Source organism: Streptomyces physcomitrii, from assembly GCF_012273655.1.
Lineage (GTDB): Bacteria > Actinomycetota > Actinomycetes > Streptomycetales > Streptomycetaceae > Streptomyces > Streptomyces physcomitrii.
Genome location: NZ_JAAWWP010000012.1, coordinates 78,788 through 95,737 on the forward strand (window position 1 = coordinate 78,788; position 16,950 = coordinate 95,737).

General features: G+C 72.7%; 17 protein-coding genes. 11 read left to right on the plus strand and 6 right to left on the minus strand.

Translation table 11 applies throughout. The annotated features are described in order from the left end of the window. Positions 1–127: 127 nt before the first annotated feature. From HFV08_RS19840 to HFV08_RS19865, 6 genes are all read left to right on the plus strand, one after another. Positions 128–1,549, plus strand: coding sequence for a CitMHS family transporter (locus HFV08_RS19840; protein WP_168541087.1), 1,422 nt, complete (start codon positions 128–130; stop codon positions 1,547–1,549). Positions 1,550–1,570: 21 nt separating this feature from the next. Beyond that, positions 1,571–2,806, plus strand: coding sequence for an MFS transporter (locus HFV08_RS19845; protein WP_168541088.1), 1,236 nt, complete (start codon positions 1,571–1,573; stop codon positions 2,804–2,806). 119 nt (positions 2,807–2,925) lie between these two features. Then, complete coding sequence (locus HFV08_RS19850; protein ID WP_168541089.1) at positions 2,926–3,243, plus strand: hypothetical protein; 318 nt, start codon at positions 2,926–2,928, stop codon at positions 3,241–3,243. A gap of 76 nt (positions 3,244–3,319) precedes the next feature. After that, entirely contained in the window at positions 3,320–3,628 is a 309-nt protein-coding gene (locus HFV08_RS19855; protein WP_210430538.1) for a hypothetical protein, read from the plus strand. A 130-nt stretch (positions 3,629–3,758) separates the two neighbouring features. Then, positions 3,759–5,147 carry an aldehyde dehydrogenase family protein gene (locus HFV08_RS19860; protein ID WP_168541090.1) on the plus strand — a complete coding sequence of 463 codons (1,389 nt, stop codon included), beginning with the start codon at positions 3,759–3,761 and terminating at the stop codon, positions 5,145–5,147. Between the two features lie 226 nt (positions 5,148–5,373). Beyond that, a complete protein-coding gene (locus HFV08_RS19865; protein ID WP_168541227.1) occupies positions 5,374–6,456 on the plus strand; it encodes a zinc-binding dehydrogenase in 1,083 nt (360 codons plus the stop codon). A gap of 40 nt (positions 6,457–6,496) precedes the next feature. Here HFV08_RS19865 and HFV08_RS19870 read toward each other — a convergent pair whose 3' ends face one another. Continuing rightward, the gene (locus HFV08_RS19870; protein WP_168541091.1) at positions 6,497–7,312 is read right to left on the minus strand and encodes an NPP1 family protein; all 816 of its coding nucleotides are present in this window, start codon (positions 7,310–7,312) and stop codon (positions 6,497–6,499) included. Positions 7,313–7,759: 447 nt separating this feature from the next. Here HFV08_RS19870 and HFV08_RS19875 point away from each other — a divergent pair, with 447 nt between their 5' ends. Then, positions 7,760–8,734 carry a glycoside hydrolase family 64 protein gene (locus HFV08_RS19875; RefSeq protein WP_168541092.1) on the plus strand — a complete coding sequence of 325 codons (975 nt, stop codon included), beginning with the start codon at positions 7,760–7,762 and terminating at the stop codon, positions 8,732–8,734. A gap of 99 nt (positions 8,735–8,833) precedes the next feature. Here the strand turns inward: HFV08_RS19875 and HFV08_RS19880 are convergent, their stop codons facing one another. Next, positions 8,834–9,484, minus strand: coding sequence for a TetR/AcrR family transcriptional regulator (locus HFV08_RS19880; RefSeq protein WP_168541093.1), 651 nt, complete (start codon positions 9,482–9,484; stop codon positions 8,834–8,836). A gap of 61 nt (positions 9,485–9,545) precedes the next feature. Here HFV08_RS19880 and HFV08_RS19885 point away from each other — a divergent pair, with 61 nt between their 5' ends. The 3 genes from HFV08_RS19885 to HFV08_RS19895 all read left to right on the plus strand — a co-directional run bounded on the left by HFV08_RS19885 (position 9,546) and on the right by HFV08_RS19895 (position 11,906). Next, positions 9,546–10,697, plus strand: a complete 1,152-nt coding sequence (locus HFV08_RS19885) for an acyl-CoA dehydrogenase family protein (RefSeq protein WP_168541094.1) — start codon at positions 9,546–9,548, stop codon at positions 10,695–10,697. 119 nt (positions 10,698–10,816) lie between these two features. Next, positions 10,817–11,104 (plus strand): YiaA/YiaB family inner membrane protein, encoded by a 288-nt coding sequence (locus HFV08_RS19890; protein WP_168541095.1) that lies wholly within the window; start codon positions 10,817–10,819, stop codon positions 11,102–11,104. Between the two features lie 166 nt (positions 11,105–11,270). Further along, the gene (locus tag HFV08_RS19895; protein WP_168541096.1) at positions 11,271–11,906 is read left to right on the plus strand and encodes a TetR/AcrR family transcriptional regulator; all 636 of its coding nucleotides are present in this window, start codon (positions 11,271–11,273) and stop codon (positions 11,904–11,906) included. An 82-nt stretch (positions 11,907–11,988) separates the two neighbouring features. Here the strand turns inward: HFV08_RS19895 and HFV08_RS19900 are convergent, their stop codons facing one another. After that, the gene (locus HFV08_RS19900) at positions 11,989–12,978 is read right to left on the minus strand and encodes an alpha/beta hydrolase-fold protein (protein WP_168541097.1); all 990 of its coding nucleotides are present in this window, start codon (positions 12,976–12,978) and stop codon (positions 11,989–11,991) included. A gap of 387 nt (positions 12,979–13,365) precedes the next feature. Continuing rightward, positions 13,366–13,827 (minus strand): MaoC family dehydratase, encoded by a 462-nt coding sequence (locus HFV08_RS19905; RefSeq protein WP_040254890.1) that lies wholly within the window; start codon positions 13,825–13,827, stop codon positions 13,366–13,368. Between the two features lie 119 nt (positions 13,828–13,946). On the opposite strand from HFV08_RS19905, the gene soxR reads away from it, so the two are divergent. Then, positions 13,947–14,537 carry a redox-sensitive transcriptional activator SoxR gene (soxR, locus tag HFV08_RS19910; RefSeq protein WP_168541098.1) on the plus strand — a complete coding sequence of 197 codons (591 nt, stop codon included), beginning with the start codon at positions 13,947–13,949 and terminating at the stop codon, positions 14,535–14,537. A gap of 105 nt (positions 14,538–14,642) precedes the next feature. On the opposite strand, the gene HFV08_RS19915 is transcribed toward soxR, so the two are convergent. Continuing rightward, positions 14,643–15,245 carry a hypothetical protein gene (locus tag HFV08_RS19915; protein WP_168541099.1) on the minus strand — a complete coding sequence of 201 codons (603 nt, stop codon included), beginning with the start codon at positions 15,243–15,245 and terminating at the stop codon, positions 14,643–14,645. Between the two features lie 217 nt (positions 15,246–15,462). Then, positions 15,463–16,752, minus strand: a complete 1,290-nt coding sequence (locus HFV08_RS19920; protein ID WP_168541100.1) for an exo-beta-N-acetylmuramidase NamZ family protein — start codon at positions 16,750–16,752, stop codon at positions 15,463–15,465. Positions 16,753–16,950: the final 198 nt, after the last annotated feature.

The following is a 16,950-nucleotide window of genomic DNA, read 5'->3' on the forward strand; positions in this document are numbered from 1 at the left end:
GGCTGAGCTGGGGTTTTGCTCTTATTGCTCGCAGTGTTACGCCTTGATGACAGCAAAGTGGCCACCTAACGTCGTCCGCACCCCCGGCCCGGTGGGGAGTTCAAGGGCGAACGTTAGGTGTCCACCCATGCTGACCATCCTCGGCTTCGCCATGATCGCGACCTTCCTGGTCCTGATCATGATGAAGAAGATGTCGCCGATCGCGGCGCTCGTGCTCATCCCGGCACTCTTCTGCGTCTTCGTCGGGAAGGGTGCCCATCTCGGCGACTACGTCCTCGAAGGGGTCGGCACCCTCGCCCCCACCGCGGCGATGCTGATGTTCGCCATCGTCTACTTCGGGGTGATGATCGACGTCGGGCTCTTCGACCCGGTCGTCCGCGGCATCCTGCGCTTCTGCAAGGCCGATCCGCTGCGCATCGTGATCGGCACCGCCCTGCTCGCCGCGGTGGTCTCGCTGGACGGCGACGGCTCCACCACCTTCATGATCACCGTCTCGGCGATGTACCCGCTCTACAAACGCCTCGGCATGAGCCTCGTCGTGATGACCGGCGTCGCCGCCACCGCCAACGGCGTCATGAACACCCTGCCCTGGGGCGGCCCGACGGCCCGCGCCGCCACCGCGCTCAAGGTCGACGCCGCCGACGTCTTCGTCCCGATGATCCCGGCGCTCGCCGTCGGCCTGCTCGCCGTCCTCGTCCTCTCGTACGTCCTCGGCATGCGCGAGCGCAGGCGGCTCGGGATCCTCACGGCGCCCGGTGCGGCGGAGGAGAACGAGAAGGAGACCGCCGCCGAGGACGAGCAGGTGCTCGTCGGGGCGGGCGCCAAGGCGGCCGGGGGCATCGCCACCGGGCGGGGATCCGGCGGCACCGGCGACCACGCGGCCCCCGCCGGGGAGGAGAACGACGGACTGCGCGGCCTCGACCCGGACCGCGAGACGCTGCGCCCGAAGCTGTACTGGTTCAACGCCGCCCTGACCGTGCTGCTGCTCACCGCCATGATCATGGAGTGGCTGCCGATCCCGGTGCTCTTCCTGCTCGGCGCCGCCCTCGCGCTCACCGTCAACTTCCCGCGGATGGACGAGCAGAAGGCCCGGATCGGGGCGCACGCGGAGAACGTCCTCAACGTCTCCGGGATGGTCTTCGCCGCCGCCGTCTTCACCGGGGTGCTCCAGGGCACCGGCATGGTCGACCACATGGCGAAGTGGCTGGTCGGGGTGATCCCCGAGTCGATGGGCCCGCACATGGCCCTGGTCACCGGCCTGCTGAGCCTGCCGCTCACCTACTTCATGTCCAACGACGGCTTCTACTTCGGCGTCCTGCCGGTCCTCGCCGAGGCGGGCTCCGCGCACGGCGTGACCAACCTGGAGATCGCCCGCGCCTCGATCGTCGGCCAGCCCCTGCACATGTCCAGCCCGCTGGTCCCCGCGGTCTACGTCCTGGTCGGCATGGCCAAGGTCGAGTTCGGCGACCACACCCGCTTCACCGTCAAGTGGGCCGCCCTCACCTCCCTCGTGGTGCTCGGCGCCGGGCTCCTCTTCGGCATCCTCTGAGCCGCCGGGCCCCGCCGATCCATGCCGTACGCACCCCGCGCGAGCGCCGGTACGAACCGGGCCTGGCTGCTGCGCCTCGTCCTCGCCTTCGGCTTCGCGCAGGGCGCCGTCTCGATGGCCCGGCCCGCGGTCTCCTACCGGGCCCTCGCCCTCGGCGCCGACGAGCGCGCCGTCGGGGTGATCGCGGGCGTCTACGCCCTGCTGCCGCTCTTCGCCGCGGTGCCGCTCGGCCGCCGTACCGACCGGGGCCGCTGCGCCCCGCTGCTGCCGCTGGGCGTGCTGCTGATCTCCGGCGGCTGCGCGCTGAGCGGCACCGCGGGCTCGCTCGGCGCGATGGCCCTGTGGAGCGGGGTGATGGGCCTCGGGCACCTGGCCTTCGTGATCGGGGCGCAGTCGATCGTCGCCCGGCAGTCGCCGCCCGAGCAGCAGGACCGCAACTTCGGCCACTTCACCATCGGCGCCTCGCTCGGGCAGCTCGCGGGACCGGTCGCCGCCGGTGCCGTCATCGGCGGCGACCGGTCCCACACCAGCGCGCTCGCCCTGCTGCTCGCCGCCGCGGGCGGCGCCTTCGCCCTGCTGTGGACCTGGCGGATCGAGCACCGCGGGCCCGGTCCCGCCCCCGGCCCTCGCGCCGAACGGCCGCCGGTGGGGCGGATCCTGCGCGCCCGGGGCGTACCCGCGGGCATGTTCATCAGCCTGGCCGTGCTCTCCGCGACCGACATCCTGACCGCCTATCTGCCGGTGGTCGGCGAGGAGCGCGGTATCGCCCCCGCGGTGGTCGGCGTGCTGCTCAGCCTGCGGGCGGGCGCCACCATCGCCTGCCGCCTGGTGATGGGCCCGATGCTGCGGTGGTGCGGCCGCCGGGCGCTGCTCACCGCGACCTGCCTGGCGGCCGGGCTGCTCTGCGCGGCCCTCGCCCTGCCGCTGCCCGTCGGGGCGCTCGCGGTGCTCCTCGCGGTCCTCGGCTTCTGCCTCGGCGTGGGCCAGCCGCTGTCCATGACCACGGTGGTCAGGGCGGCGCCCGCCGAGGCCCGCTCCACCGCCCTGGCCCTGCGGCTGACCGGCAACCGCCTCGGGCAGGTCGCCGCCCCCGCCGCGGCCGGTCTCCTCGCGGGCACGGCGGGCGCCGCGGCCCCGTTCGTACTGCTCGGCGGCCTGCTCGTACTCGCCGCGGGACTGGGCCTGCGGGGCGAGGCGCCGCAGGCCGACGCCGAGGGAAAACCGGCCCTCGGGGCCGCGCGGGAGCGGGTGCGCTGAAGTCCGCTCCACTGCCCCCGGCCGCCCCATTGTCGGGCTGTTGTGTGCATGCCAATATGCAGGAGTTCGGCCTCGCTACGCGCGTCAACCCCTGTCGTCCCAGCGGAAGTTGCCCCCAGATGACCAAGATCCGCAAGACCTTCGCCGTCCTCGCCGGAGCCGCCGCGGTCTTCGCCCTCCAGCAGTCCGCGGCGATCGCCGACCCGGTCACCCCGGACCACGCGGTGATCACCTGCGACTCGGCGAGCTTCTACGCCAACTACGACAGCGCCGGCGGCCCCACCGGCCTCAAGCGGACCCTCCCGAAGGGCGACAAGGTCGGCCACACCCGCGGCGCCCACCCCGTCTACAACGGCTGGGCCGCCACCTTCGACTTCGGCCCCAACGACTGGGGCTATGTGCGCGTGGAGTGCCTCGGCGGCTGGGGCTCCTGGTAGCCCGCCCCGCGGCAGCCCTCCCGCCGTTTCCCCCTCGTCTCTCCGCCTCTCACCCTCTTCGACCCCAGGAGACCCCATGTCCCCGAACATCCTGACCCGGCGCCCGCGCGCCCGCGCCGGTGCGATCGCCGCCGTGCTCGGCACGGCCGCGCTGCTGCTCGGCTCCGCCGGCTCCGCCCAGGCGGCCAACGGCACCATCGGCGAGCGGGAGACCGTCTGCGCCAGCGACCTCTTCGTCCGCACCCAGCCGGTGGGCGCCTGGATGGGCACCCTGCAGCAGGGCCAGACCTTCCTCGTCGAGAGCAAGCAGGGCAGCTGGGTCTACGGATTCGCCTACGGAGACGTCAACCGCAAGGGCTGGGTGCAGGACGGCTGGTTCTGCTGAGCCCTTCCCGGCTCCGTCCGCTCCGCTCTCCGGCGCGGAAGCTCCGCGGTGGTGGACGGCTCGCTCTGGCGCCCCAAAACTAACGCCGCTAGTTTGGGGCGCGGACGAGTCCACTGCCCGGGAGGTACTGATGAAGGCGCACGACGGCATGTACATCGACGGGGACTGGCGGCCGGCCGCCGGAACCGAGTCGCTCAGCGTCGTGAACCCGGCCGACGAGCAGGTGATCGCCACGGTCCCGGCCGGGACCGCCGAGGACATCGACACCGCGGTACGCGCGGCCCGGGCCGCCTTCCCGGCCTGGGCCGCCACCCCGCCCGCGGAGCGGGCCGCCCGCCTCGGCGCCCTGCGCGACGCGCTCGCCGCCCGCAAGGACGAGATCGCCGAGACCGTCACCGCCGAGCTGGGCGCCCCGCTCGCCTTCTCGCAGTCGGTGCACACCGGGATGCCGGTCGCGGTGGCGGGCTCGTACGCCGAACTCGCGGCCGGGTACGCCTTCGAGGAGAAGGTCGGCAACTCGACCGTACTGCTCGAACCGGTGGGCGTGGTCGGCGCGATCACCCCCTGGAACTACCCGCTGCACCAGATCGTGGCCAAGGTCGCCCCCGCCCTCGCCGCGGGCTGCACCGTGGTCCTCAAGCCCGCCGAGGACACCCCGCTCACCGCCCAGCTCTTCACCGAGGCGGTGCACGAGGCCGGGGTGCCGGCGGGCGTCTTCAACCTGGTCACCGGGCTCGGACCGGTCGCGGGGCAGGCGCTGGCCGAGCACGAGGGCGTGGACCTGGTCTCCTTCACCGGATCGACCGCGGTCGGGCGGCAGATCGGCGCCACCGCGGGCGGCGCCGTCAAGCGGGTCGCCCTCGAACTCGGCGGCAAGTCCGCCAATGTCATCCTGCCGAGCGCCGACCTCGCCAAGGCGGTCAACGTCGGCGTCGCCAACGTCATGTCCAACACCGGCCAGACGTGCAGCGCCTGGACCCGGATGCTCGTCCACGAGGACCAGTACGAGCAGGCCGTGGCCCTCGCCGCGCAGGCCGCGGACAAGTACGGCGACCGCATCGGCCCGGTGGTCAACGCCAAGCAGCACCAGCGGGTCCGCGGCTACATCGAGAAGGGCATCGCCGAGGGCGCCCGCCTGGTCACCGGCGGCCCCGAGGCGCCCCGCGAGCAGGGCTACTGGGTGAGCCCCACGGTCTTCGCCGAGGTGACCCCCGAGATGACCATCGCCCAGGAGGAGATCTTCGGCCCGGTCCTCAGCATCCTGAAGTACCGCGACGAGGACGAGGCGGTACGCATCGCCAACGGCACCGTCTACGGCCTCGCCGGGGCGGTCTGGGCGGCGGACCAGGAGGAGGCCGCCGCCTTCGCGCGGCGGCTGGAGACCGGCCAGGTCGATATCAACGGCGGCCGCTTCAACATCCTCGCCCCCTTCGGCGGTTACAAGCAGTCCGGCGTCGGCCGCGAACTCGGCGGCCACGGACTCAGCGAGTACCTGCAGACCAAGTCGCTCCAGTTCTGAACGGCGGTCCCCGGGCCCGGACTTCAGAGCCCGGGGCGCCCCGTCCCGAACCGGAACCCGAGCCCCGTCGCCTGAGCCCGGGGCCCGGAGCCCGGAGTCCGTCCGGAGTCCGGGGCCCTGCGCCCCGAGCCCGCCCCCGGAGTTCCGCGTTCCGGGCCGCCGTGACACCCGGGGCCGCTACTGTTCCCGGTCCCGAACCGCTGTGCCTTCGTCAGGAGTTGTGAACGTGGTCCGCGCCGCCGTACTGCCCGCCGTCGGCTCCCCCCTGGAGCTCGCCGAGATCGACCTGCCCGCCCCCGGACCCGGTCAGGTGCGGCTGCGGCTCGCCGCCGCCGGGGTCTGCCACTCCGACCTCTCGCTGAGCAACGGCACCATGCGGGTGCCGGTGCCCGCCGTGCTCGGCCACGAGGGCGCCGGGACCGTCCTGGAGGTCGGCGAGGGGGTGACCAGCGTGGCCCCGGGCGACGAGGTCGTCCTCAACTGGGCCCCGTCCTGCGGTAGTTGCCATGCCTGCTCGCTCGGCGAGGTCTGGCTCTGCGCCGAGGCGCTGACCGGCGCCCGCAGCGTCTACGCGCACCGGGCGGACGGCGGCGAGCTGTACCCGGGCCTGAACGTCGCCGCCTTCGCCGAGGAGAGCGTGGTCGCGGAGAAGTGCCTGCTGCCCGCGCCGAAGGGCGTCCCGCTCGCCGAGGCCGCCCTGCTCGGCTGCGCGGTGCTCACCGGTTACGGGGCCGTCCACCACTCGGCGCGGGTGCAGCCCGGCGAGACGGTGGCCGTCTTCGGCGTCGGGGGAGTGGGTCTCGCCACCCTGCAGTCGGCGCGGATCGCCGGGGCCGCCACCATCGTCGCCGTGGACGTCTCACCGGAGAAGGAGGAGCTGGCCAGGGCCTCGGGCGCCACCGAGTTCGTCCTCGCCTCCGAGACCACCGCCAAGGAGATCCGCGCGCTGACCGGGGGCCAGGGCGTGGATGTCGCCGTGGAGTGCGTGGGCCGCGCGGTCACCATCCGCACCGCCTGGGAGTCCACCCGGCGCGGCGGCCGCACCACCGTGGTCGGCATCGGCGGCAAGGACCAGCAGGTCAGCTTCAACGCCCTGGAGATCTTCCACTACGGCCGCACCCTCAGCGGCTGCGTCTACGGCAACTCCGACCCGGCGAAGGACCTGCCGGAGATCGCCGCGCACATCCGCGGCGGCGCCTTCGACCTGGGCGTGCTGGTGACCGAGCGGATCGGCCTCGCGGACATCCCGGCCGCCTTCGACCGCATGGTGGCGGGCAAGGGCGGCCGGGCGCTGGTCGTGTTCCCCTGAGCTGAGCCCGGGCGGGGGCGCCCCGACGGGCGCCCCCCGCTCAGGCGTTGGGGTCGAAGGGGATGTCCGCCGGCTTGGCCGAGGCCAGGTGCGAGGCGAAGGTGTCGTCCTTGATGCCGAGGGTGGCGCTGCCGAAGTCGGCCTGGACCAGGCGGTCGCGCAGCCCCGCGGGGTAGCCGTCCCAGCCGACCAGGGCCGGGTACTGCCAGCTGCCCTTGTGGTTCTCCGGCGGCTCGTCGTTGCCGTTGGCCGCGCGGAAGCAGTGGGTCAGGATCCCGTCCTTGTGGTACACGACCTTCGGGTGGGTGCCCTCGAAGGGCAGGTCGGCCCGGTTGTGGATCGTGAAGCCGCCGTGGTTGGAGGTCGAGACGTACTGCGCCTCCGACTCCCCGTCCTTGACCCAGACGACCACGTGCTCCCAGTCGTGCCGGTGCCCGGCGCTGCCCGGGCCGAGGGCGGCCTGGTCCTTCTCGAAGTAGCTGGCGTAGGCGATCGCGCACCAGCCGTTGTTGCACTTCTCGCGCGAGTAGGTGTTGGTGTTGTCCAGGTCCGAGGCGTCCCGGCAGTTGCCGTTGACGTCACCGCCGAGGGCCAGGCCCGGGGCGATGGTGCCGTCGGGGCCGATGGCCGGGGTGGCGTAGCAGCCGTCGGTGTCGTAGTCGTAGGCGGGCTGGTAGGTCTTCTCCCGCTCCCCGGCGCTGGTGGGGAGCGAGCCGGGCGGGTCGGCGAAGGCGGCCGTCGGGAAGGCGACGACGAGTACGAGGGCGGCGCCGAGGCCGGAGAGGCTCAGTCGCCTCGCGCGACGGGAGGGGATGAACCGGGAGGGCGGATTGCCGTTCACAGGGGTCCTCTTCATCAGTCCTGGTGGGGGACGGCGGGCTGATAGGCGTGAGCATGTCAGTTTGCCGCTGTCCCGGGGGCCAGTCGAGAACCGGAATGTGTTGTCCTGGTGAAGGCTCGGCTCCGCCTGCCCGGGGCGCGAAAACCGGCCGCGGCGGCGGCTGTCGAAAGGCCGGCGGGCGGCGGCCGGCGGGCGACGGCGCTCCGGAGTCCGCGCCGGGGCGGCGGCCGGGCGGTGGCGGGTGCCCGTGTCGAGGTAACGAACTCACCGACCGGGCTCTCCCTTGATCACCGTTCATGTCTTGAATCCATCATCTTGACACGCGCATGCCATGGGCGGACTCTCTGAGCGGGCCCTCGCCCCCCGTTCCGCCCCCGGAGCCGACCGGGACGGGGTGGAGGCCCCGCCATGGCCTCGCAGGCGCCCGCCTGCCGTGCCCGCCACCCGAGTCAGGGAGGAACCATGCCCCCCACCCTTCGTCCGACGGCGCGCCGCCGCGGTCCTGCACTCCTGGTCACCGCGCTGGCAGCACTCTGCGCCTTCACGGGCGCCACCCCCGCCGGTGCGAGCCAGGCGCCCGACCGCCACCCCGCCGTCCGCGCCGACGGCCAGCCGCCGGACTCCTTCTGGGGGGACACCGGCAGCATCCCGCCCGCGCAGAACGTCCTGACGGTCAAGATCCTCAACCGGACCAACGGCAAGTACCCGGACAGCGAGGTCTACTGGACGTTCAACAACGAAACGCACTCGATCGCCGAGCAGGACACGCTGGACATGGCGGCCAACTCCGCCGGGCGGATGTACTTCCACCTCGGTTCGCCGGACAGCAAGTACGCCGACTTCATCGAGTTCACGGTGGGTGACAACGTTTTCAACGGCAACACCACGCGGGTGGACGCCTTCGCCCTGAAGCTGGCCATGCGGCTGCACGCCGAGGACGGCTACGACGTGCAGGTCGGCGAGGACTACGAGACCTTCCAGGAGGACCGGGAGGCCACCTGGCAGAAGTTCAAGGACGCCGTGCCCGCCGAGTTCGCCTCCCTCAGCGAGGTGGAGAAGCCGTACCGGATCCCCTCGCCCGGCGGCGTCCCCGACTTCCGGGAGGGCGGCAAGTACGCCGACTACATGAGCGGTTACGCCAGTTCGGTCGGGATCAACGCGCCCACCTCCGACATCTTCGGCTGCGCGGGCGTGCTGGCCAACGAGGCCGGCAAGTGCTCGGCGCTCAACCGCCATGTGGCGCAGCTCCCCGAGGACCAGTGGTCCTCCCCGGACCTCTACTACAAGGAGGCCCCGGCGAACTACTACGCGAAGTTCTGGCACGACCACTCCATCGACCGGCTCTCGTACGGCTTCCCGTACGACGACTTCGCGGGGCAGTCCTCCTTCGTCTCGCACAACGACCCGCAGTGGCTGGCGGTCGCCGTCGGCTGGTGAGGCCACCGGGGCGGCGGGACGGCCGCCCGGCAGCGGCTCAGGGGGCGCCCGCGCGCGGCGGGCGCCCCTCGCGTGTGCGGGGCGTGCGGGGCGCGGGGCTCAGGAGGGGGTGCCGGCGCCGGTCGACCTGGCGTGCTGGAGCGCGAGTCCGTCGAGCAGGGCGCTGAGGCCGGTCTCGAAGGCGCGGGCGTCGATCTGCTCCTGGCGTTCGGCGAGCAGATGGGCCTGGCCGAGGTGCGGGTAGTCGGCGGGGTCATAGGCGCTGACGTCGTCCACGAAGCCGCCCGCGAAGGAGCCGAGCGCGGAGCCGAGCACGAAGTACCGCATCAGCGCGCCGATCGAGGTCGCCTGTGCGGGCGGCCACCCGGCCGCCACCATCGCGCCGAAGACCGCGTCGGCCAGGCGCAGACCGGCCGGGCGCCGCCCGGGGCCCCGCGCCAGTACGGGCACCAGGTGCGGGTGGGCGGTGAGCGCCTCGCGGTAGGAGACGGCCCAGTCGTGCAGGGCGCGGCGCCAGTCCCGGCCGTCCTCGAACATCGACAGGTCGACCTGGGCGCTGACCGCGTCGGCCACCGCCTCCAGGATCTGGTCCTTGGTGCGGAAGTGGTTGTAGAGCGAGGGCCCGCTCACCCCGAGTTCGGCGGCGAGCCGCCGGGTGGAGACCGCGTCCAGCCCCTCCTCGTCCACCAGGACGAGTGCGGCGGCGACGATCCGGTCGGCGCTGAGGAGGGGCTTGCGTGGTCGGGCCATGCGGCACATAGTAGGGCTGCCAGCCAAAAACTAGCAGTGCTAATTTCCGACGGGAGCACCCGTGAACCTGGAGCTCAGCGAGGAGCAGTCGGCCGTACGGCGGCTGGCCGAGGACTTCGTCGCCCGCGAGATCACGCCGCATGTCGTCGACTGGGACCGCGCCGAGAGCGTCGACCGCTCCCTGGTGAAGAAGCTGGGCGAGGTCGGCTTCCTCGGCCTGACCGTCGACGAGCGGTACGGCGGCAGCGGCGGTGACCACCTCGCGTACTGCCTGGTCACCGAGGAGCTGGGGCGCGGCGACTCCTCGGTGCGCGGCATCGTCTCCGTCTCGCTCGGCCTGGTCGCCAAGACGATCGCGCACTGGGGGAGCGAGGAGCAGAAGCAGCGCTGGCTGCCCGGGCTCACCTCCGGCGCGTACGTCGGCTGCTTCGGCCTCACCGAGCCCGGCACCGGCTCCGACGCGGGCAACCTCACCACCCGCGCGGTCCGTGACGGCGGCGACTATCTGATCGACGGCACCAAGATGTTCATCACCAACGGCACCTGGGCCGATGTCGTCCTGCTCTTCGCCCGCACCGGCGGCGCCCCGGGCCACAAGGGCGTCTCCGCCTTCTTGGTGCCCACCGACACCCCCGGCCTGAGCCGCCGCACCGTGCACGGCAAGCTCGGACTGCGCGGCCAGGCCACCGCGGAGCTGCACTTCGAGAACGTACGGGTGCCCGCCTCGGCGATGCTGGCGCCCGAGGGCAAGGGCTTCTCGGTGGCCATGTCGGCGCTCGCCAAGGGGCGGATGTCGGTGGCCGCGGGCTGTGTCGGCATCGCGCAGGCGGCCCTGGACGCGGCGGTCGGATACGCGGGCGAGCGCGAGCAGTTCGGCAAGCCGATCGCCCACCACCAGCTGGTGCAGGAGCTGCTCAGCGACATCGCGGTGGACGTGGACGCGGCCCGCCTGCTCACCTGGCGCGTGGCGGACCTCATCGACCGCGGCCGCCCCTTCGCCACCGAGTCCTCCACCGCCAAGCTCTTCGCCTCGGAGGCCGCGGTACGGGCCGCCAACAACGCCCTCCAGGTCTTCGGCGGCTACGGCTACATCGACGAGTACCCGGTCGGCAAACTCCTGCGCGACGCCCGGGTGATGACCCTCTACGAGGGCACCAGCCAGATCCAGAAGCTCGTCATCGGGCGGGCGCTCACCGGGGTCAGCGCCTTCTGAACCGCAACGCCCGGGTGGGGACGGGGAGTTCAGCCCACTGTGGTCCTGAGTACGCCGGGCCCGCGCGGCTGAGTACCCGTACGGATGTGACCGGCGCCCTGCCGCGCGAGGCTCTTCCCATGAGTGAGACACAGGTCAAGCAGCAGAGCACGGCGGCCTTCTACGGCCAGGCCGTCGCCTCCTTCTCGGTCGCCCTGACCGCCACCGCCGTCGGCATCTACCGCCTGGAGGCGAACGCCTGGGTCCGCGGATTCCTCACCATCGCGGTGCTCTTCCTGGTGACCTCCTGCTTCACCCTGGCGAAGGTCATCCGGGACCGGCAGGAGGCGGGGCTCCTTGTCAGCCGGGTCGACCAGGCGCGGGTGGACAAGCTGCTCAGTCAGCACGACCCCTTCGAGAAGCTCTGAGCCCGGCCGCGTGCCCGGGAGCGTCCTGCCCCCGGGCGCGCGGCCCCTGAGCACGCGGTCCGCGGGGCGCCCGCGCACGGTCCCGGCCGCGCGCGGGATCCGAAAGCTCTAAGCGCTTGCTCACCAGCAGGTAGGGTGTTCCCCGCGACGGCGGAAGGAGCATCGGATGGCGGCGGCCAAGGACGACAGCGCGGGCGAGGACCGGCCCTGGGGCGAAGTGGCCCCGGAGGCGGCGCGCCGGCTGCTCATCGCGGCGGTGGACGCCTTCGCCGAGCGCGGGTACCACGCCACCACGACGCGGGACATCGCGGGCCGCGCCGGGATGAGCCCCGCCGCGCTCTACATCCACTACAAAACCAAGGAAGAGCTGCTCTACCGGATCAGCCGGATCGGCCACGAGAAGGCCGTGGAGATCCTGCGGACGGCCGCCGAGGGCGAGGGCGGCGCGGCCGAACGGCTCGCCTGCGCCGTACGCTCCTTCGTCCGCTGGCACGCCGGTCAGCACACCACCGCGCGGGTGGTCCAGTACGAGCTGGACGCGCTCGGCGCGGAGAGCCGCGCCGAGATCGTGACGCTGCGCAGGCAGGCCGACGCCCAGGTGCGCGTCATCCTCGACGACGGGGTGGCGGCGGGGGAGTTCGACGTCCCGGACATCCCCGGCACCACGCTCGCCGTGCTCTCGCTCTGCATCGACGTGGCCCGCTGGTTCAACGCCGCGGGCCGCCGCACCCCCGACGAGGTCGGCACCCTCTACGCGGACCTGGTGCTGCGCATGGTCGGCGCGAAGCCGGCCGGAGGCTAGACCGGCGGCCAGGTCCCATCGTCCGCCCGGTGGCGGACGCGCGAAGGGGCGGCGCGGACACCCGCGCCGCCCCCCTGTGCGGCTACGCCTTGCGGAGGCGGGCGATGATGCCGTCGAGGTCGCGCCGGAACATGTAGTCCCGGATGACGTGGCCGCCGGGCTCCTCGTGCCACTCGTGCGGGATGCCCGCGTTGCCGAGCAGACCCCGGAACTCCCGCTGGCCCGCGAGCACTTGGGTCTCGTTGGCGGTGTCGAACCAGTTGACCGGGTCGGGGCTGGTGCCGGCCACCAGGAAGACCCGCTTGTTGCGGTAGCGCTCGACGTTCTGCACCGGGTTGTCGGCGTTGACCCTCGCCTCGTTCCACAGCGGCGCCCCGTAGACGGTCCCGCCGCCCAGGTCGAGGGCTGCGGAGGAGAGGTTGGCCCAGTGGGTGACGAGCCCGGCGTCACGGCGCATGCTGGCCGGACCGGAGTGGGCGCTCACCGAGGCGAAGTGGCCGTAGTACTTGGCGGCGTACTTCAGCGCGCCGAAGCCGCCCATCGAGAACCCGGCCACGGCGCGGCCGTCGTACTCGGCGTACGTACGGAAGTTGGCGTCCACCCAGGGCAGCACCTGGTTGAGGTGGAAGGTCTCCCAGTTGCGGGGGCCGGTGTTGGAGCTGACCGGGTTGGAGTACCAGCCCGCGTGCCCGCCGTCGGGCATCACGACGATGATCGGCTTCCCGGCGGTCCAGGCGCGGACGCCCGCCCGGTCGAAGGTGATGAAGTCCTGGTCGGTGCCGCCGCCGTGGAAGAGGTAGAGGACGGGGTAGCGGCGCCCGCTGGTGTGGTATCCGTCGGGCAGCAGGACGTTGACGCCGGGGTCCCACTCGATCGCGTCGGTCGCGAAGCGGTAGTACCACATACGCGGGTCGCCCTCGTTGCGGTCCACGATGCGCAGTCCGAAGCCGTCGCCGGCGGCGTGCGCGGTGGACGCGGCGGCGAGGACGCCGCCGCCGCCGAGCGCCACGGCGGCGGAGAGGCCGCCGGCCGCCTTCAGGAAGCTTCTGCGGTGGGGACGGTGCTCGGTCAACTGGACCTCCGGGTGCGGGATACGGGCGCGCGAGCCGAGGCAGGGCGCGCGGTCTCGTCAGGGCCTCCCGGCCGGACGGCCCGGAGGGGAGAGCGGGTGCAGAGGAGAAGTGCCGCCACACGGGCCTGCGAGGTGCCGCAGTCGGTGGGGGCATGATCTGACCAACGCGCGCCGGGGGGCGTCAATCGAGGTAAGCCGAGGCTTTCGGCGCCGGACACGGGCGGGGCCTCGTTCCCCAGGCCCGCCCGCACCACGCGAGCCCGCACACCAGGCGAGCCCGCACACCACGCGAGCCCGCATACGCCGGAACGCCCGCGCGCCGCCACCCGGGAGACGGGTGGCGGCGCGCGGGCGTTCGGTACGCGGCGCCGGGGAGGGGCCCCGGTGTCAGAAGTAGTAGCGCGAGACCGCCTCGGCGACGCAGGCGGGCTTCTCGCCGCCCTCGCGCTCCACCGTGACGCGGGCGGTCACCTGCACGCCCCCGCCCGCCTCGGTCACCTCGGTGAGCGCGCCGGTCGCCCGCAGCCGGGAGCCGACCGGCACCGGGGAGGGGTAACGCACCTTGTTGGAGCCGTAGTTGACGCCCATCTTGGCGCCCTCGACCCGCAGCAGCTGCGGGACGAAGAGGGGCAGCAGGGACAGCGTCAGATAGCCGTGCGCGATGGTCGTGCCGAAGGGGCCCGCGGCCGCCTTCTCGGGGTCCACGTGGATCCACTGGTGATCGCCCGTCGCCTCGGCGAAGAGATCGATCCGCTTCTGGTCGACCTCCAGCCAGTCGCTGTACCCGAGCTGCTCGCCCACCGCCGCCGTGAGCTCCTCGGCGGAAGTGAAGATCCTCGGCTCTGCCATGTCCCTGGGCCTCCCACAATCGATGTACAAGCGCTTGCTCAGCTTGCGTGGCCGGGGACCGGATGTCAACGCGATCCGGCCCCGTCCGGGCCGTACCGGTGATGAGTAGGCTGGGCAGAGTGCCCAAGATTCCTGAGAAGATCCACGAACTCTCCGTCGGCCAGCTCTCCGCGCGCAGCGGCGCCGCCGTCTCGGCACTGCACTTCTACGAGTCCAAGGGGCTGATCCACAGCACCCGCACCTCGGGCAACCAGCGCCGCTACCAGCGTGACGCGCTGCGCCGGGTGGCCTTCGTACGGGCGGCCCAGCGGGTGGGCATCCCGCTGGCCACGATCCGCGAGGCGCTGACGGAGCTGCCCGAGGAGCGCACCCCGAACCGTGACGACTGGGCGCGCCTGTCCGAGTCCTGGCGCTCCGAACTCGACGCGCGTATCGCGCAGTTGAGCCGTCTGCGGGACTACCTCACCGACTGCATCGGCTGCGGCTGCCTGTCCCTGGAGAACTGCGCGCTCTCCAACCCCGACGATGTGACCGGTGAGCGCATCACGGGTTCGGTCCTGTTCGGCGAGAAGGCCCGCGAGGACAGGTCCGGCGGGGAGCGCGGCCGCGCGGACGCGCCCCGCCCGGAGCAGACCCGGCAGACCCGGCGGACTCACGCGCCGGAGCCGGATCCCGCCGGGGAAGGGCAGCCGCTCGGGGGCTGCTGCTGAGACCTGGGCGGTGGCCGGGACCGGGGCAGTGGCCGAGACCGTGGCCGTGAACGGGACCTGGACCGGAGCGCCCGGGGCCCGGGTGGCGGCCCGGGCCCGGAGGTCTCAGGCCGTGACGAGTTCCCTGGTCCGCCAGGCCCGGTCGAGGGCGGCCTCGGTGAGGACCGGGCGCGGGACGACGATTCCGCAGTCGGTGCACACCGGGGCCGAGGAGGGCTCGTGGGCCAGGTCGTTCTTCCAGCCCAGTTCGCGGCCGGCGCAGACCGGGCAGGCGGTGCCGGGGCTGCGCTCCAGGGCGTCGATGAGGCGGCCGAGCACCACCGCGAGCGGTTCGCCGGGATGCAGCTCGGGGTCGTCGCACCAGGCGACGCCGAAACCGCCCCAGGTCAGCCGGTGCCAGTCGTCGATGCTGCCGGGGCTGCGCAGTCCTTCGTGCTTCTCGCGCCTGCGGCGCTCGGCGAAGTCGTCCTCGTAGGCGAGCCAGACCGCGCGGGCGGCCTCCAGCTCGTCGAGGGCGAAGAGGAGCCGGCGGGGGTCGGGGGAGCGGTCCTCGGGAGCGAAACCGGCCCGGGAGCACAGGTGGTCCCAGGTGGCGCGGTGCCCGTAGGGGGCGAAGCGCTCCAGGCATTTGCGCAGTGAATACCTGCGCAGAGCAAGGTCGTTGCGGGAGTCGCGTACCTGTCTTGCGAGGCTTCTGAATCCTGCCATCTCGCTGTACCTCCGTCACACGTACCAGGCGTCGTCGTACGGACGTCTACCCGTAGACGTGCGAGCAGGCCTCCCGGATCCCGGCAATCGGCCGCCGGCGATGAGAATCCGATGAGAAGGCCGCCGCCCGGCCGTCCGAAGACGACCGGGCGGCGGCCCACCAACCCCTGCTGACCTGCGCGGATGCCTAAACGCCCGAGCCTTGGTGCGGCCGGTTTCAGCGGTAGTGGAGGTACTGTGCACGGATGTGTCGGAAGGTGGAGAGCTCCCGCTGCCAGGCGTCCACAACCGCGTCGGTGTCCGCCCCCGCGTCGATCATCGTACGGACCTGGGTGCTGCCGGTGAGCTTGTCGATCCAGTTGTCCTCGCGCCAGGCGAAGCCGCTCCAGCTCCGCTTGGCGGTGACCAGCAGGGCGATGCCGGTGCGCACCGGGTCGAAGCGTTCGCGATCGTGGACGTGCAGCTGGACGCCGCCCACCGTCTTGCCCTCGAACTTCGAGAAGACCGGCGCGAAGTAGGCCTCCCGGAAGCCGACGCCGGGCAGCTCCAGGGCGTTCGCGGCCTCCGCCCAGCGGCGGTCGACGCCCTCCGCGCCGAGGAGTTCGAAGGGCCGCGTGGTGCCCCGGCCCTCGGAGAGGTTGGTGCCCTCGAAGAGGCAGGTGCCGGAGTACACCAGGGCGGTGTCCGGCGTCGGCATATTGGGGCTCGGCGGCACCCAGGGCAGACCGGAGGCCTCGTAGAAGTCGCCGCGGCGCCAGCCGGTCATGGTGACGGTCTCCAGCGGCACCGGCGTCTTCAGGAACTCGCCGTTGTAGAGCCGCGCCAGCTCGGTCACCGTCATCCCGTGCGCCTGCGCGATCGGCTTGCGCCCGACGAAGCTCGCGAACTCCTCGTGCAGCACAGGGCCGAGGGCCGCCCGGCCGGTCACCGGGTTGGGCCGGTCCAGGACGACGAAGCGCTTGCCCGCCAGCTGGGCGGCCTCCATGCAGTCGTAGAGGGTCCAGATATAGGTGTAGAAGCGGGCGCCCGCGTCCTGGATGTCGAAGACGACGGTGTCGACCCCCGAGGCGGTGAAGATCTCGGCGAGCGCCTGCCCGCTCTTCTGGTACGTGTCGTAGACCGGCAGCCCGGTGGCCGGGTCGTCGTAGCGCCCCTCCGAACCGCCCGCCTGCGCGGTGCCCCGGAAGCCGTGCTCGGGCCCGAAGACCGCGCGCAGGTCGACGCGTTCGTCGGCGTGCATCACGTCCACGATGTGCCGGACCGGGGCCAGGGCGCCGTGGGAGCGGGCCCGGCCGCCGGTGACCCCGGTCGGGTTGGTGACCACGCCGACCCGGTCGCCGTCGAGCAGCGCGTAGCCGTCGGCGGCCAGCCGTTCGAAGCCGGTGCGCAGCCGGCCGCCCGCCGGTCCGGTCCCGGCCGCACCGGCCGCCGCGGCCGGGCCGCCGAGGGCCAGGGCGCCGGCCGCCGTGGTGCTCGCGGCCAGCAGGCCCCTTCTGGACACGTTCATGGGTGACCTCCGTGCGCTCTCGCTCGCTGGGATGTGCGGCCACGCACGCTAGCGCGGCCCGCCCCCGCGCGGAACGAACCAGGCGCCACGAGGAACGGAGCCCGTGCTTCCACAACCCTTCCACCCGCCCTGACCGACTGCTTAGTATGCGCCCAGAGCCGAGTCGAAGGAGACCATCCCGTGACCGATTCCGTGCGC

Excerpts from the sequence above, each read along its gene's own strand:
- HFV08_RS19840 (WP_168541087.1), top strand. The coding sequence starts at position 128 with ATGCTGACCATCCTCGGCTTCGCCATGATCGCGACCTTCCTGGTCCTG.
- HFV08_RS19890 (WP_168541095.1), top strand. The coding sequence starts at position 10,817 with ATGAGTGAGACACAGGTCAAGCAGCAGAGCACGGCGGCCTTCTACGGC.
- HFV08_RS19845 (WP_168541088.1), top strand. The coding sequence starts at position 1,571 with ATGCCGTACGCACCCCGCGCGAGCGCCGGTACGAACCGGGCCTGGCTG.
- HFV08_RS19920 (WP_168541100.1), bottom strand. The coding sequence starts at position 16,752 with ATGAACGTGTCCAGAAGGGGCCTGCTGGCCGCGAGCACCACGGCGGCC.
- HFV08_RS19875 (WP_168541092.1), top strand. The coding sequence starts at position 7,760 with ATGCCCCCCACCCTTCGTCCGACGGCGCGCCGCCGCGGTCCTGCACTC.
- HFV08_RS19915 (WP_168541099.1), bottom strand. The coding sequence starts at position 15,245 with ATGGCAGGATTCAGAAGCCTCGCAAGACAGGTACGCGACTCCCGCAAC.
- HFV08_RS19905 (WP_040254890.1), bottom strand. The coding sequence starts at position 13,827 with ATGGCAGAGCCGAGGATCTTCACTTCCGCCGAGGAGCTCACGGCGGCG.
- HFV08_RS19870 (WP_168541091.1), bottom strand. The coding sequence starts at position 7,312 with ATGAAGAGGACCCCTGTGAACGGCAATCCGCCCTCCCGGTTCATCCCC.
- HFV08_RS19850 (WP_168541089.1), top strand. The coding sequence starts at position 2,926 with ATGACCAAGATCCGCAAGACCTTCGCCGTCCTCGCCGGAGCCGCCGCG.
- HFV08_RS19880 (WP_168541093.1), bottom strand. The coding sequence starts at position 9,484 with ATGGCCCGACCACGCAAGCCCCTCCTCAGCGCCGACCGGATCGTCGCC.
- HFV08_RS19860 (WP_168541090.1), top strand. The coding sequence starts at position 3,759 with ATGAAGGCGCACGACGGCATGTACATCGACGGGGACTGGCGGCCGGCC.
- HFV08_RS19855 (WP_210430538.1), top strand. The coding sequence starts at position 3,320 with ATGTCCCCGAACATCCTGACCCGGCGCCCGCGCGCCCGCGCCGGTGCG.
- HFV08_RS19895 (WP_168541096.1), top strand. The coding sequence starts at position 11,271 with ATGGCGGCGGCCAAGGACGACAGCGCGGGCGAGGACCGGCCCTGGGGC.